The following is a 13,427-nucleotide window of genomic DNA, read 5'->3' as shown; positions in this document are numbered from 1 at the left end:
CGGTAGATGGAGAAGTTTGTAACGATGGATTTCCCGGTAGAGCAGATCCGGCTGACACCCTTGATGCGTGATGAAGAGGCATTGGCGGCCATTCGGGCCATTTCCCCCGACGCACCCACGCCGGAGAAAATTCGCCAGGTGTATGGCGATGTGTATTTTCCCCCGGCGCCCGCAGACCGGCCCTATCTGTTTGCCTCGATTGTAGAGTCGGTGGACGGAAAGATTTCCTTTACCGACGACCGGCATGGCGAAAAGATTGCGGGAAATAATTTCCGGGATCCAGATGGGGCGCTGGCCGACTTTTGGGTACTGAATATGCTGCGCTTCTATGCGGATGGCGTGATCATCGGGGCGCGGACACTGCACACCAACGAGGTGATGTGGGCCAACTGCTTTGATGAGGAGCTTGCCAGCCTGCGCACCACGCAGATGGGGAAGAAGCACTACTGTCCGGCCCATATCGTGGTGTCTTTTGACGGCACGGATCTTCTCTTTGACCATATGCTCTTTGATGTGGACGCCCCTGTGGTGGTGGCGACTTCTCCGGATGGATTGGAGTATGTCCGGGCCCATTGTCCCTGGAGCTTCCGGGCACTGGGGCCCTACACCAGCGCGGAAGAGGTGGACGTGGACGCGGTACAGGCGGCCGCCGCATCCGGAGAGCGAATCGTTTTGGCCACGGGAACGGGAGCGGTTACCGACGGGCTTGCCATGCTGAAGGTACTCAAGTACCTGGGGATGGAGCGGGTGATGGTGGAGTCCCCCTCCTATATGACCTATCTCATGAGCATTGAGGCTATGGATGAGATGTTTATGAACTATTCCACCGTGTTTGCCGCAGGACAGGTGGGGTTTGGCGCGTTTTTACATTTTGGTGCGGAGGAGCATCCCCACTCGGACTTCCTCTCCATTGCGCTGCATGAAAAGAACTTTATCTGCACCCGGCAGAAGATGATCTACGGGCTGCACCGCGGCGCGGAAAAATAAGTAGAAACGTCCCCGGTTCCTACACAATGGGAACCGGGGACGTTTGTGTCAGACCGGAGCAGCCTCCGGACTCAGCGGCCTCAGCCTCTGCTGCGCAGCTGGAACGAGGCGCACTCGGTGGAGTCGCAGCTCTTGGGAGCGGCGGCGCCGCAGCAGCCCACCTTGATCTCGTTGAGGGTGCAGCAGTTCTGCTCGCAGTGATGCGCACAGCTGGAGACGGAGCACTTGATGTTGTGATTGACCTGGTTGTTCATAACGCATTTCCTCCTTTGCGGTGATGATCTTAGTATATCCGCACAGGAGAGAAGCATACGTACCGGGCATTATTTTTTCGGTTCGGAACTGGGGGTTTCCGGAAGCACCTGGGGGATGAAGCGCCGGGCGAAGCGTCCCTTGCCCCGGGACTTTACGTAGAAGTAGCCGATGAAGGAAAAGACCACTGCGCCGATAAAATTCACGAACAGGTCCTTCATGGTATCCAGAATGCCGATATCCAGATAACCTCCCAGGCCCAGCGGGATCTCGCTTCCGTCCGCGGTGACCACAATGACGTCGGTGATGCCGCGGATGGCCGTGGGGACATTGCCGCCGTTGGGGTCCAGCATGACCGAGGAGATGGTGTTTACGACGGTATCCTTCTGCATATCCAAATGGAAAAACACGTCCATGGTGCACTCAAAGAACTCCCACAGCACGCCGATGGTCATGGAGAAGCAGAAGGCCATTATGGCCAGATACAGGGGCGAGAGGGAGAAGGAGAGCCGCTCATGCCGGTTGAGGATATCCAGCAGGGAGAAGCCAATGGCGGCGCAGAGAAAGCCGTTGAGGGTGTGGAGCATAGTATCCCAGTAGGGGATGGAGATGTAGTAGGCACGGATTTCACCCAAAATTTCCGCGGCAAAAATAAAGAGGAGAATGATGACTTCCAGCGTGTCGGGCAGATCGATCTGGATCTTCCGCTCAATAAAGCTGGGAACCAGAAACAGGATCAGGGTCAGGATACACAGGAAGACATTTTCAAAGTTCCCGTTGAAAAACTGGGCGATCATGACCCAAATTACCAGAAACCGGAGAATTTGATAAAGACGGGCCACCATGGGGGAACTTTTCACCTGGGCGCGGAACGAGGAATCACGCCAACGTTTCATCGGGAGCCCTCTGCCGGAAGCTGGAGGGAGAGATGCTCATATTCCCGGGCAGACTCCAGGTTGCCCGCCTTTTCCTCCTCCGTGAGCGCACGGCGGACTTTGGCGGGAGAGCCCATGACCAGACTGCCCGCCGGAATCACCGTGTTCTGGGTCACCAGGGCCCCGGCAGCCACGAGAGAGTCCTCGCCAATCACACAGCCGTTGAGGAGGGTCGCGCCCATGCCGATGACACAGCGATCGCCCACCGTACAGCCGTGCAGGATCGCCCCGTGGCCCACGGTCACGTCCTGACCGACCTGAACGGGGAATCCCTCGTCTCCATGCACCATGCAGCCATCCTGAAGGTTGGAGCCGGCCCCGACATGGATGGTGGTGGTATCGGCGCGGAGGACCGCACCATACCAGACACTGGAGCGCGCCTCCAGGGTGACCTGTCCCACCAGGGTGGCATTTTCCGCGACCCGGGCATCGGGATGGAGCTGGGGTGTATGTCCTTCAAAGGATTTGATCATATGTGAATTCCTCCGTTCTTGGATTGCGGCATGTGGACAAGGCCGGACAGGGCCGTTGAGCCGCCAGACCGTCACTTTTATTATAATGCGTATGCGAGAAAGCCGCAAGCCTGGGAAAAAGAGGACGAGTCCGCAGGGGCGCGTGTAAAATTTGATTTGGGTCGTGCATAGAGTGAGGTATCACCACAACAGGAGGAATGTACCATGGACTTAAAGCACAATCAGATCACGGTGGGGCAGCTGCTGGCAGATCCCCGGAGCCGGAGCGTCCTGCAAAAAAAGCTGCCCGCCGTCCTCAAGCATCCCCTTACCGGAGCGGCCAATACCGTGACCTTGGAGCAGCTGCTGGCCTTTGCGGGAGCCTATCTGCCGCAGAAGAAGATCGATGAGGTAATGGAAGCGCTGCAGAAAGCCTGAGCAAAGACGTTTGATATGGGGAGGGGCGGAGCTTCCGTCCCTCTCTCTGCATCAGGAGTCGCGCAAAGGCAGTCTGGAAACACGGCGATACCAGCATAGAATGTCGGTGCTGTGGGTGCGCCGCAGGAGGACCAGCGTAAGGGCTCCGTCCAGCAGAAGCAGACATGCCGCAAGGGGCCATAAAAAAGACGGAATGAGCGCGGTAAACTGAGCGACCAGCGGGTGAAGAACACGGACCGCACCCACACCGAGCATGCCCCAAAAGATAGAAAAGAGCAGGCATACCCTGCCGTGGAGCTGGAAGGGGAGATGCCGGTAATCCCAGAAATGTACTCCGGTCAGCCGTTCATAGAAGAGGGACATGAGATACTCTGCTCCGGTTGCGGCCAAAGCGGAGCCAAAAAACAGGAGAAGATTACTCTGGCGGACAGGGGCGGGGAGCGCCAGAATCCACAGTGCACCCAGACCATAGACCGGGCAGAGGGGCAGGAGAAAAAAGCACTTTCGATCCCGCTTGGACTGGTGTGTTGCCCGCGCAAAAAGCACTTCCAGACAGAAGCCCAGGAAACTATAAATCCCAAAATACCAAAACCATTCCACGTCGAATTCCTCCTCCGGCCCGTTTTGTCTAGCATGACCGGGGGAAAGAAAAAAATACAGGCGAGATTTTGGCAAAATGGCAAGAAAGAAAATGGCTCGAGATTCTTGTCGAGTTCCTTAAAATGTGGTAAGATAATACGAAAAAAATACGACAAGGAATGGAGAAGATGGTATGCGACATCTGATCGATTTTGGGGATCTGTCTCGGGCGGAGTGGGAAGCGCTGTACAAGAGCACCAGTGCTATTATTGACCACCCCGCCGATTTTATGGATGTGTGTCGGGGTCGTGTGGCCTCCACACTTTTTTTTGAGCCTTCTACCCGGACCAACTTTTCCTTCCAGACCGCCATGCTGCGGGTGGGCGGAACGGTGTTTGGCTTTGCCGATCCCAAATCCTCCTCGGTGGCAAAGGGCGAGTGCCTGAAGGACACCATCAAGATGGTGTCCGGCTATGCCGACGTGGTTATCATGCGTAACCCCCGGGAGGGCGCGGCCAAAGCCGCTTCCCTGTATTCCGATGTGCCTGTGATCAATGCAGGCGACGGCGGACACATGCACCCCACCCAGACCACGACCGATCTGACCACCATTACCCGGATGCTGGGCGGTGTGGATGGCATCTCCATCGGTCTGTGCGGTGACCTGAAGAACGGCCGTACGGTCCACTCCCTCATCAAGGCGCTGGCCAAGTTCGACAATGTGAAGTTCTACCTCATCTCTCCCCGCGAGCTGGCCATCCCGGAGTATATCCGTGCCTTCATGAAGGAGAAGAACCTGTGGAGCGTGGAGGTTACCGGTCTGGAGAACGTCATTCCCCAGCTGGATGTCCTCTATATGACCCGTATCCAGCGGGAGCGTTTTGTGGACCCCCTGGAGTACGAGCGCAACAAGGGTATCTATGTCCTGACCAAGCGCAAGCTGGAGCGGGCCCGCAAGAACATGCTGGTCATGCATCCCCTGCCCCGTGTGGATGAGATCGCCCTGGACGTGGACGACGATCCCCGTGCAGCCTATTTTGAGCAGGCCCGGTACGGCATGTTCTCCCGTATGGCTCTGCTGGCGGACCTGGCCAACCAGCCCCGCATCAAGCCGGAGGCGGTGGAGATCGGTACGACTCCGGTCTGCTCCAATCCCCGCTGCATTACCCAGACCGACCCCTATCTGCCCCCCCTGGTCAAGCAGAACGGCGGTGTGGATTGCTGTGCCTACTGCGACGCAGCCCTGCATTAATTGAGAAAAACCGGCGCGCGGAATGTTTTCCGTGCGCCGGTTTTGTTATTCCTGTATTCCAAGCCGGTCAGCCCAGTCGGGCGCCTTGAAGCCCACCAGAACAAAGTCTTCCGCGATGAGCATGGGGCGTTTGACCAGCATTCCGTCCGAGGCAAGCAGAGCGTATTGCTCTTCTTCCGGCATGGAAGGAAGGCGGTCCTTGAGTTCCAGGGCCCGGTACTGAAGGCCGCTGGTGTTGAAAAAGCGCTTGAGGGGCAAACCACTGCGGCTGTGCCAGTCTTTCAACTCGCTGAGGGAGGGATTGTCCAGCTTAATATCCCGCAGGGTGTAGGAAACGCCATGGGCATCCAGCCAGGCCTTGGCCTTTTGGCAGGTGGTACACTTGGGGTAGCAGAGAAAGATCATGTTGTTTCACTCCTTTTTCTCTACTTTAACGGAGAATCCCAAAACTTGCAAGAGGAAGCTGGAAAGAAATCCGCAAAGAGCCCTTTACAAAATGAGGAAAGCCTGCTATAATAATCGGGTACTTGGGAAAAGTTCATATGCGTCCGTAGCGCAATTGGATAGCGCATCAGATTCCGGTTCTGAGGGTTGGGGGTTCGAGTCCCTTCGGGCGTGCCAGAGTGAGAGCCTGTAACTGCATTGGTTACAGGTTCTTTTTTGTATTTATATTTAGCTGGGCCGGAGAAAGATTCACTGACCAGCAGCATGGAAAAAGGAGTGACGCTGCTGATGCAGCGCCACTCCGATTACTATCTTATATTGTGCGATTACCGCGGATTTTTGATAGCAGCCTGCGCCGTACATACCTTGTGTATATAACGATGTACATTTTGAATTAGAGCTGTCCGGGCAGCTCACCGACGCAGGCTGCCCGGAAAAGGGATGGTGTGCCCCTCCTCATCAGCAAAAGGACCAAAGTGTAATTTACTATCCATAGAGCAGGTCGTGTACTTCCTCTGCCCGGCTAAATTCAGAAAGGCAACTGTGGGCTGTGGAGAAAAGTCCAAGCACCAGGCAAAGCGGGAATCAGACAGTGGTGTAACCTTTGAAACAAAGAGATCAATGAAATCCTCGCTTACCAGACCGTCATGCATTTCAACTGCTTCGCACAACGCTGCCTCAATGGCTTCCATATCCAGGCGTCCGGGATTGTAGTCCTCTGAAGCAATTTGAGCTTTGCTCTGACGAAGGGCCTCCATCTGCTGCTGAATTTCTATGGTCCGCTGGAGGAACTTATCCTGCTCAATCTCTCCACGAGCACGGACCACAACCAAGTCATCCAGCTGTTGTTGGAGCAACTGAATAGAATCATCTTTCGCTTTCATCAAATCTGCTCGACCATCTGCGTCTGGCTTGTAGCAAGCATCCAGCATTTTGCAGGTCTGGAGGACGATTTCTCTTTGGTCTCCCCATACCCTCTCAAATATTTTGGAGGCCATCAGTTCCAGCTTGCTTTGTCCAACCGGCTTGATCTCACAGATAGGTGTTGGATTGCCTTGTTCATTCTGAAGGCGGATGCGGGGCGTATCATGGTGTCGTTTGCATTCATATCCATAGATAGGCTTTCCTGCATTATTGGTTCTCCAACGATGTCGAAGCATGGGAGAACCGCAACGACACCTCATTTTTCTGCCCCATACATTCTGAGCCTGCTGAACACCAAAACTCCGCGTGCGGCCTTTTTCATCCGTCAGCCGTTTGGTCCTGCTGCGACGAATGGCGTTACACCGCTCGTACTGCTCCTCTGAAATGATCTGAGGAAAACCGCCTTTTACATAGACGAACTCACTCTCGTCGCGCTTGATCCGTTTTTGCTCCAAATAGTTATTGGAATAGGACTGACAGTAAACTGTGTACCCCAAATAGTTTTTACGCTTGATGATTTTTGATACCTTCCCAGCATCCCATTTGACCTTACCCACCCCGTTTTTGCGTCCAAGGCGGGTCAGCTCTTTTGCTACCAAGGTTTCACCCATACCGGAATCATAGAGGTCAAAAATCATTTTTACAGTTTCCGCCTGATCGGGATCAATTTCAAACTGCTTGGTGAGTTTGTTCCTGGTATATCCAAAAATGTTCCCGTTTCCATAGAGGACGCCTTTTTCGCGGCTGACCCGTTGTCCCGCAAGAGAGCGTTCACTGATTTTGCGGCTTTCTTCTTGTGCCATAGTAGCCATGATGGTCAACCTCAGCTCACCATCACCGTCAAGAGTCCAAATGTTATCATTCACAAAATAGACTTCAATTCCCATAGCGGCAAGCTGACGGACGCAGACCAGAGCATCCACCGTGTTTCTGGCGAAGCGGCAGACCTCGCGAGTGACGATCAAATCAAATTTATGCTGTTTGGCATCCTCCATCATCTGCATAAAAGCATCCCGCTTATAGACCTGGGTTCCGGTAATGCCTTGGTCAATGTAGCGGCTGATGACATTCCACTGGGGATGAAAACGAGCAACATCATCATACCATTGCATCTGATTCTGAAGGGCTTTGACCTGGGCCTCGTGTTCTGTTGAGGCACGGCCATATATAACTGCCCGGCAGGGTTTGTCCCGGAAAGAACGGGACAATGAGTACGGAGACATATTGTACATAGCATCTTCCTCCTTTATGGCTTCTGATTTGTTCTGACAAGGCGAGAATACCCGAAAACAACAGAATCAGCAATGATACGGACGCTGGCCTGATATCCTTGACAACTTGCCGGAAAAGTGTTCACTTTTGCGGATAGGTTTGCTTGACATTCAGATAGGTTGCCTCGTTGACAAGGCCCTTCTTGTAGAGCATATCAATCAGCTTTAAGCACACATAGGTGCGGTCAATAATCGATTCATTCATGGATCATATCCTCCGGTAATTGACATTGCTGTGGTAACGCCGCAAGCCGGATTTTTTGGAGTGTTAACGCTGTAAGGCTGGACAATGTATAATATTCGACCGGATTAAGAGTAGATGTTCCACCTTCAGCGGCTCGCACTGCCAAAGCATCAATACTGCGCCGAAGGGATGATAGCTCGTCCAGCAGGGATAAATAGTCTGCTGGAGGAAGCTCAACGGGGCGAATTTGTTTGACCAGATTGCGAATATATGCGCCTCTTGACGGTGCGCCAACCCTCCGGACCTGACGATCCAGATCCGCCAAATCATCTTCCGTGAAGCGCACATAAGCCACTTTTGTTGCACAGACATCCTTTTTGTTCATAGCGTCGCCTCATTACCTGAATGGCGCTGCGGAACTTTGCGGGGAGCGACGATATAGTCATATCCACTGCGAATTCCACAATAGGTACAGGTATCTTTCACGAATTGGTAGCGATCTGCGCGCTTGACTCTTATGGTGGGAACATTATAAAAAGCACTGGCACAGGCTGCGCACAGGCAAATCAGCTGCGGCTCCTGCTGCTTGGGTTCGGTTTTGTAATCCATGGCCGTTTCTCTCCTATGATTATGTGTATTCAAAGTCTGAGCGGCCTTGGTACCCTTCCCTGGCACTTGTACCTCTCACTTGTAGGCCACGGCAGAGGGCGTTTGTTGCGCAGTTTGCAGAACTTATTCAAAAATAGCAAAAGTCCGGTCAAAAGGCCGGGCTTTTGCTAGCGCAAGGTGCTGTATATTTATGGATTATAGCGAGTTAGAGCATCCTGAAGCTTCTTGATCTTTCGGCAGATGGTGGATCGGTTGACTCCCTGCTGACGAGCTATATCTGCCGCAGAAAATCCAGCGTATAGAAGACGGGCGATTACTTCTAAATCTCTTGGCAGAGCAGAAAGAAATTCGTCCACTTCGAGACTAAGCTGCACACGCTGCATATTGTCGCCCTCGTAATATCCACCCATTCCTTCTGGGTCTTGGGCCTCCAGAGAGCAATGGCGGCGGGTCTGAGTGTGGTTGTTATTGTATTCTTGGCGATCAAGTTCCTGCAACTCAGAAAGCCAAGAACTATTAATGCCAGAAATGCCGTCAGAGTTGAAAACCAAGGTGGTGCTCGATCCGTCTGCAAAATTATAAACATAAGTACAAGGATCAGTGGTCAGAGGGGCAGCACTGTGCTGCCCGCCTCCAATTTCTTGGTGGCAGGTGTGGAAATGGGATTTGGAATCTCCCTGCTTTCTTTTGATGATCATAAAAAGTCCTCCGTTTTTCGATTTCTCGAAACGGAGGACCCTAGGCGCTGCTAAAGAGAGAAAGGAAACTAACCGCAGTCCTAACGGAGTTCTCCGTTTCGGATTGCAGCTAACCCGCTCAAAAGGCAGCTACGGTATTAAATTGTCTGCCGTGGTTGGTTGAGCCATCGGGGATCAAGCGATGCCAGTCACAACAGTTCTACAATGGTATCCCAATCAGGGAACTCGAAAGCATATCTCTTGCATCGCCGTTTTTAAGTTTGCTATCGTGAAGATATTGTTTTCTTCACGTAAGCGTGATACACTAAATCGTATAGTGCATGATGCAATCGGCATTCTCGTTCTCTGCTTGTGCCTTTATTTTAGCAAAACAAAAATCCGCCCAGCGGACTAAACCGGACTTGGGCGGACTAGGTGACCAGCTATATCGGAAGGAGGACAAAAATGACATTGAGTGAGTTTCTAAAAATATTGCACTCGTATATTGGTGTGGAGTGTACGAATCAAGATTATATTCCATTCATTGTCACACTTATTATGCGTGCACCTGCTTCTGATGCAGAGGTGCAGGCAGACGAGCAGAACAAATATTACCCTTATAACGGCTTGGAGTCTGAGAAAGATTATCTGGGCCGCATTTACAATGGAAAAGCATTGCCCAAAATAAAAGCACGCATGATAAAAAAGTACTATGACACATCTGCATTTTTGGATGCATTTGATGATGTTGATGAATCTGCACGCAAAAAGATGATTGGCGAACTATCTGCTTATGGCATAAAGTGTTCTGTTGAAACTTTGCCAAATGTATGCGAAGAGCTAATTGGCCTCCTGATAGATGCCGCAGCAATGGGAATTGAGACTGTAGATGCTTCTTTGGTAGGCGATGGAAAAGAACTGACATTGCCAGTGTACGATGATACTGACCTTAAAAATGCGTATGGTGTTCACCTGTTGGCAGAAACAAAGCAGCGGTGCCCTAATGATGGATGTTTCAAACCATTGTATCAAGATGCTGATGGTAAAAGTGCTTTTGACTATACTGTTGTCCAGATTAATCCAAAATTGCCAAGGAACACGGTTGACAATCTAATTGCACTATGCCCGGAATGTGCTAGGAGGTATATGTTTGATATCAATACTGAGAAAATACATCGTTTGGAGGACATTAAACTTAGAATTACTATATTAAAGGAAGCTTTGGATGAAATGAGCGACGAAAAATTAGTTGCTGGTGTAGAAAGTGTTTTGCGCAAAATTTCACAGATTCCGGTCACACAGGTAATGGAGTTGAATTATAGTCCAACAGAAGTTGTGAAAAAGATGGATGGTACAGACGCATCTTTATTCTTTAAAATACATAACTTTGTAAACAAATATTATCCTGATGTAGAAACTACTTTTAAACAATTAGAAATGGAAGGCACTGTGGATTATGAGCGTTTCTGTTCCCAGATGAAATACGAATATAAAGACTTAGCACAACAGGGCCTAACTCAAAGTCAAATATTCGACAAGCTGGTTACATGGCTTGCTGGCTTGACAAATGAAGAAACCGGCCCTTGTGAGGTAGTTGTTTCGTTTTTTGTTCAGAAGTGTGAGGTATTTGATGCTATTTCCAAATAAATTATTTACTTATAGAGAAAGCGTAATTTCAAAGTTTCCGATAGCGTTGCAATTGTTACAAGAAGGTCCAATGACTGTTGGGGATTTATATAAAGCACTGCATACGCATTTAAGTGGTGTCAGTGAATTTATGGATTTAATGGACTGCTTGTATGCTCTTAACAAGATTAGGTTCGATGAAGAAGAGGGGGTGCTGTGTTATGCTAAAGGAAATTCTTTGTGATGCATTTAAATCAAACGGTGAGCCTCGTGGCCCTATTAGATTCCACAAGGGATTAAATACGGTTCTCGGCGGTCATGCCGCCGAAAATTCTATCGGTAAATCCACGTTTCTTCTGATCGTTGACTTTTGCTTCGGTGGCGACACCTATGGAAAAACTGATGTGAAGAATTACGTTGGCGACCACACCATCTGTTTTACGTTTGAGTTTGCTGATGGATTACATTACTATAGCAGGTCGGTTTCTGATCCTAATCATGTAACCATCTGCAATGAAGAATATAAGCCCCAAGAGATTATCAGTGTGAAGAAATTTCGCGAGCAGTTGATGGCAGGATATAAGATTGATCTGCCTGGCGTCACATTTAGAGATATTGTTAGTCGCTTTTTTAGGGTAGCGGGCAAAAATAACGATACAGTGACAAATCCATTGAACAATGGTTCACAAACCGCAAGTGATGCCATCACTTCTTTAGAGAAGCTGTTTAATTTGTATCGTTTTGTTGATGAATTGAAAGCAAAGTTGAAGACGGCAAAAGAAAAGAAAACGACCTATTCGAGTGCCCGTCGATTGGAGTTAGTACCGAGCGCCATTAGAACTCAAACACAATACAAAAAAAACGAAGATCGAATCAAAGAGCTTTTAGAAAAGAAGTCTACCTTGACGAGAGACACCGATAGTGCGCTTCTGGAAAAAGAAATGAAGCGCAAGGATGCTGCTGCAGATGTTGCTAGCCAGTTGAAAGCTATAAAGCGCGAGTATGGCCAGCTGACTACCCAATACCGCATAGTTACAAAAAATAAGGACGAGCAATTCATTACAACGGAAGATGATTTGCAACATCTTTTATCTTTCTTTCCGACTGCCAATATTAAGAAAATCGAGGAAATTGAGTCGTTTCACCGGAGCTTGTCTTGCATTCTCGATTCCGAGCTACTCGAAGAGGCCGCGAGCTTGCAACTGTTGATAAAGGATGTCACTGCAGAAATCCAGCGCTTGGAGCAACAACTTGCTGAGCTTGGTATTCCTTCGGAAATTCCAAAAGAATTTCTTGATGAGTATTCGGAGATCGAACGACAGATTTCTGGCTTACGTTCACAGAACGAGGCGTTCCTAAGGACGCAGGAACTCAAGGATGCTGCCACTGAAATTGAAGAGCAGCTAGACGACGCAGAAATGCAGGTGCTACATGAAATTGAATCAACATTAAACGCTCAGATGGTACGCTATAATGATAGCCTTTATGATATAAAGCGCGAGGCACCCACAATTCGCTTCGAGTCCAAGAGCAAATATGTCTTCACTACACCAAGAGACGGTGGAACAGGCACTGCTTACAAGAGTCTGATCGTTCTGGATATGAGTGTGCTAAAGTTGACTCCACTCCCCGTAATCGCTCACGATTCTTCCATCTTTAAAAATATAGGAGATGATCCGGTAGATAAGATTATGGAATTATATCTTCAAAGCGACAAGCAGATATTTATCGCTTTTGACAAAGAACAAGCATATACCGATAGAACGGCTGAAATTGTGAATAACACTGCGGTACTGCGCTTGAACCCAGGTGGAGAAGAATTGTTTGGGTGGTGCTGGGCAATTAAGAATGCTGGTACTGAAGAGAAGTACTAATTGATAATTTTGGCGCCGGAGGTAAGATATGCATATTAGTTATAATAAACTTTGGAAGCTGCTGATTGATAAGAACATGAATAAACAAGCGTTGAGAGAGATCAGCGGCATAAGCTCGGCATCCATTGCCAAACTGGGCAAAGGCGATAACATTACTACAGAGGTGTTGCTGCGCATTTGTACAGCACTCGATTGCGATATTTCTGATATCATGGAGGTCGTGAAGGACAATCCACAAGAGAAGTAAAGACGGCTATTGTAAAGGTAGATGCGTAGCACATTTCGATAAAAGTGATTTGGGTATAAATATTGGGCAGAATCAAAAAGTCAGCTATCCTTTTTCACGAATAACAGTAATGTGTATGAGATTCACCTTGGTGTAAACATATTGTAGCAAGCAATGCCCCTGGATAGCCATTCGGCTTCCGGCGCTGCTTGTTGAGGGTATCCCCCAAGCCCCCATAAACGCAGGATTTCATCCTGCGGCTACGCGTTCTTTGAACGCTATTTCGATTCCGGACTTTCTTACTGTGCATGACAAACCAAGAAGATCTTCCTACATTTCTGTGTGACCGTTAGTCATGGTGCGGAAGTTCTACGAGATAAACCATCTATGCAAAATGTGACGCTATGAGGAAGGGCGTGAAATATTCTTATGTTTGATTTTGGAAATGCAAACGACGGCCAGCGAAAGGCTATCTCCGCTGCGGAAGGGCCTGTCCTTATTACAGCCGGTCCTGGAACTGGAAAAACATATACGCTTGTTCAACGCACAATCTATCTCATAGAAGAATGCAATGTAAAACCGGAAAGCATCTTCGTCGCCACATTTACGGAGAAAGCGAGACCGCAGAAAATTCTGTGTAATCGACGTTCCTCGACAGTATGAAAATCTTCGACTGAGTCAAGAATGAGATCAAACA

17 protein-coding genes and 1 tRNA gene are annotated in these 13,427 nt (G+C 49.7%); 8 read left to right on the top strand and 10 right to left on the bottom strand.

The window, feature by feature from the left end; genetic code table 11:
* The first annotated feature begins 6 nt into the window (after positions 1 to 6).
* Complete coding sequence (locus GPK94_RS02090; RefSeq protein WP_215654220.1) at positions 7 to 987, top strand: pyrimidine reductase; 981 nt, start codon at positions 7 to 9, stop codon at positions 985 to 987.
* An 80-nt stretch (positions 988 to 1,067) separates the two neighbouring features.
* Here the strand turns inward: GPK94_RS02090 and GPK94_RS02085 are convergent, their stop codons facing one another.
* From GPK94_RS02085 to GPK94_RS02075, 3 genes are all read right to left on the bottom strand, one after another.
* Complete coding sequence (locus GPK94_RS02085) at positions 1,068 to 1,241, bottom strand: DUF1540 domain-containing protein (RefSeq protein ID WP_101691546.1); 174 nt, start codon at positions 1,239 to 1,241, stop codon at positions 1,068 to 1,070.
* A 69-nt stretch (positions 1,242 to 1,310) separates the two neighbouring features.
* Positions 1,311 to 2,135, bottom strand: a complete 825-nt coding sequence (locus GPK94_RS02080; protein WP_215654218.1) for a hypothetical protein — start codon at positions 2,133 to 2,135, stop codon at positions 1,311 to 1,313.
* Positions 2,132 to 2,647: a gamma carbonic anhydrase family protein gene (locus GPK94_RS02075; protein WP_215654216.1), complete on the bottom strand. Its 516-nt coding sequence runs from the start codon at positions 2,645 to 2,647 to the stop codon at positions 2,132 to 2,134. The genes GPK94_RS02080 and GPK94_RS02075 overlap by 4 nt, the downstream gene beginning before the upstream one ends.
* Before the next feature lie 204 nt (positions 2,648 to 2,851).
* Between GPK94_RS02075 and GPK94_RS02070 the strand changes: the two genes are divergently transcribed.
* Complete coding sequence (locus tag GPK94_RS02070) at positions 2,852 to 3,064, top strand: hypothetical protein (protein WP_193538193.1); 213 nt, start codon at positions 2,852 to 2,854, stop codon at positions 3,062 to 3,064.
* A gap of 51 nt (positions 3,065 to 3,115) precedes the next feature.
* Here GPK94_RS02070 and GPK94_RS02065 read toward each other — a convergent pair whose 3' ends face one another.
* Positions 3,116 to 3,664: a putative ABC transporter permease gene (locus GPK94_RS02065; protein ID WP_193538195.1), complete on the bottom strand. Its 549-nt coding sequence runs from the start codon at positions 3,662 to 3,664 to the stop codon at positions 3,116 to 3,118.
* 172 nt (positions 3,665 to 3,836) lie between these two features.
* Here GPK94_RS02065 and pyrB point away from each other — a divergent pair, with 172 nt between their 5' ends.
* Complete coding sequence (gene pyrB / locus GPK94_RS02060; RefSeq protein ID WP_101691541.1) at positions 3,837 to 4,895, top strand: aspartate carbamoyltransferase; 1,059 nt, start codon at positions 3,837 to 3,839, stop codon at positions 4,893 to 4,895.
* Between the two features lie 45 nt (positions 4,896 to 4,940).
* On the opposite strand, the gene GPK94_RS02055 is transcribed toward pyrB, so the two are convergent.
* Complete coding sequence (locus GPK94_RS02055) at positions 4,941 to 5,300, bottom strand: arsenate reductase family protein (protein ID WP_193538197.1); 360 nt, start codon at positions 5,298 to 5,300, stop codon at positions 4,941 to 4,943.
* Positions 5,301 to 5,439: 139 nt separating this feature from the next.
* On the opposite strand from GPK94_RS02055, the gene GPK94_RS02050 reads away from it, so the two are divergent.
* Positions 5,440 to 5,516: transfer RNA gene (locus GPK94_RS02050), tRNA-Arg, on the top strand.
* Between the two features lie 236 nt (positions 5,517 to 5,752).
* Here the strand turns inward: GPK94_RS02050 and GPK94_RS02045 are convergent.
* The 5 genes from GPK94_RS02045 to GPK94_RS02030 all read right to left on the bottom strand — a co-directional run bounded on the left by GPK94_RS02045 (position 5,753) and on the right by GPK94_RS02030 (position 9,025).
* The gene (locus tag GPK94_RS02045) at positions 5,753 to 7,495 is read right to left on the bottom strand and encodes a recombinase family protein (RefSeq protein WP_215654214.1); all 1,743 of its coding nucleotides are present in this window, start codon (positions 7,493 to 7,495) and stop codon (positions 5,753 to 5,755) included.
* A gap of 121 nt (positions 7,496 to 7,616) precedes the next feature.
* The gene (locus GPK94_RS16250) at positions 7,617 to 7,739 is read right to left on the bottom strand and encodes a hypothetical protein (RefSeq protein WP_256447269.1); all 123 of its coding nucleotides are present in this window, start codon (positions 7,737 to 7,739) and stop codon (positions 7,617 to 7,619) included.
* Entirely contained in the window at positions 7,732 to 8,103 is a 372-nt protein-coding gene (locus GPK94_RS02040; RefSeq protein ID WP_215654212.1) for a hypothetical protein, read from the bottom strand. The genes GPK94_RS16250 and GPK94_RS02040 overlap by 8 nt, the downstream gene beginning before the upstream one ends.
* The gene (locus tag GPK94_RS02035) at positions 8,100 to 8,327 is read right to left on the bottom strand and encodes a hypothetical protein (RefSeq protein ID WP_215654210.1); all 228 of its coding nucleotides are present in this window, start codon (positions 8,325 to 8,327) and stop codon (positions 8,100 to 8,102) included. The genes GPK94_RS02040 and GPK94_RS02035 overlap by 4 nt, the downstream gene beginning before the upstream one ends.
* A 188-nt stretch (positions 8,328 to 8,515) precedes the next feature.
* Complete coding sequence (locus GPK94_RS02030) at positions 8,516 to 9,025, bottom strand: helix-turn-helix domain-containing protein (protein ID WP_215654208.1); 510 nt, start codon at positions 9,023 to 9,025, stop codon at positions 8,516 to 8,518.
* Between the two features lie 444 nt (positions 9,026 to 9,469).
* On the opposite strand from GPK94_RS02030, the gene GPK94_RS02025 reads away from it, so the two are divergent.
* From GPK94_RS02025 to GPK94_RS02010, 4 genes are all read left to right on the top strand, one after another.
* Positions 9,470 to 10,651, top strand: coding sequence for an ABC-three component system protein (locus GPK94_RS02025; protein ID WP_215654207.1), 1,182 nt, complete (start codon positions 9,470 to 9,472; stop codon positions 10,649 to 10,651).
* 200 nt (positions 10,652 to 10,851) lie between these two features.
* Positions 10,852 to 12,504, top strand: a complete 1,653-nt coding sequence (locus GPK94_RS02020) for a DUF2326 domain-containing protein (RefSeq protein ID WP_215654206.1) — start codon at positions 10,852 to 10,854, stop codon at positions 12,502 to 12,504.
* 28 nt (positions 12,505 to 12,532) lie between these two features.
* Positions 12,533 to 12,751 (top strand): helix-turn-helix transcriptional regulator, encoded by a 219-nt coding sequence (locus tag GPK94_RS02015; RefSeq protein ID WP_119972290.1) that lies wholly within the window; start codon positions 12,533 to 12,535, stop codon positions 12,749 to 12,751.
* A 408-nt stretch (positions 12,752 to 13,159) separates the two neighbouring features.
* On the top strand, positions 13,160 to 13,393 hold the full coding sequence (locus tag GPK94_RS02010) for a UvrD-helicase domain-containing protein (protein ID WP_215654205.1): 234 nt from the start codon (positions 13,160 to 13,162) through the stop codon (positions 13,391 to 13,393).
* Positions 13,394 to 13,427: the final 34 nt, after the last annotated feature.

It is taken from the genome of Pseudoflavonifractor sp. MCC625, from assembly GCF_018784545.1.
GTDB lineage: Bacteria > Bacillota > Clostridia > Oscillospirales > Oscillospiraceae > Pseudoflavonifractor_A > Pseudoflavonifractor_A gallinarum.
The sequence above is the reverse complement of the archived record's forward strand: the minus strand, read 5'-3'. Positions and strand labels throughout refer to the sequence as shown.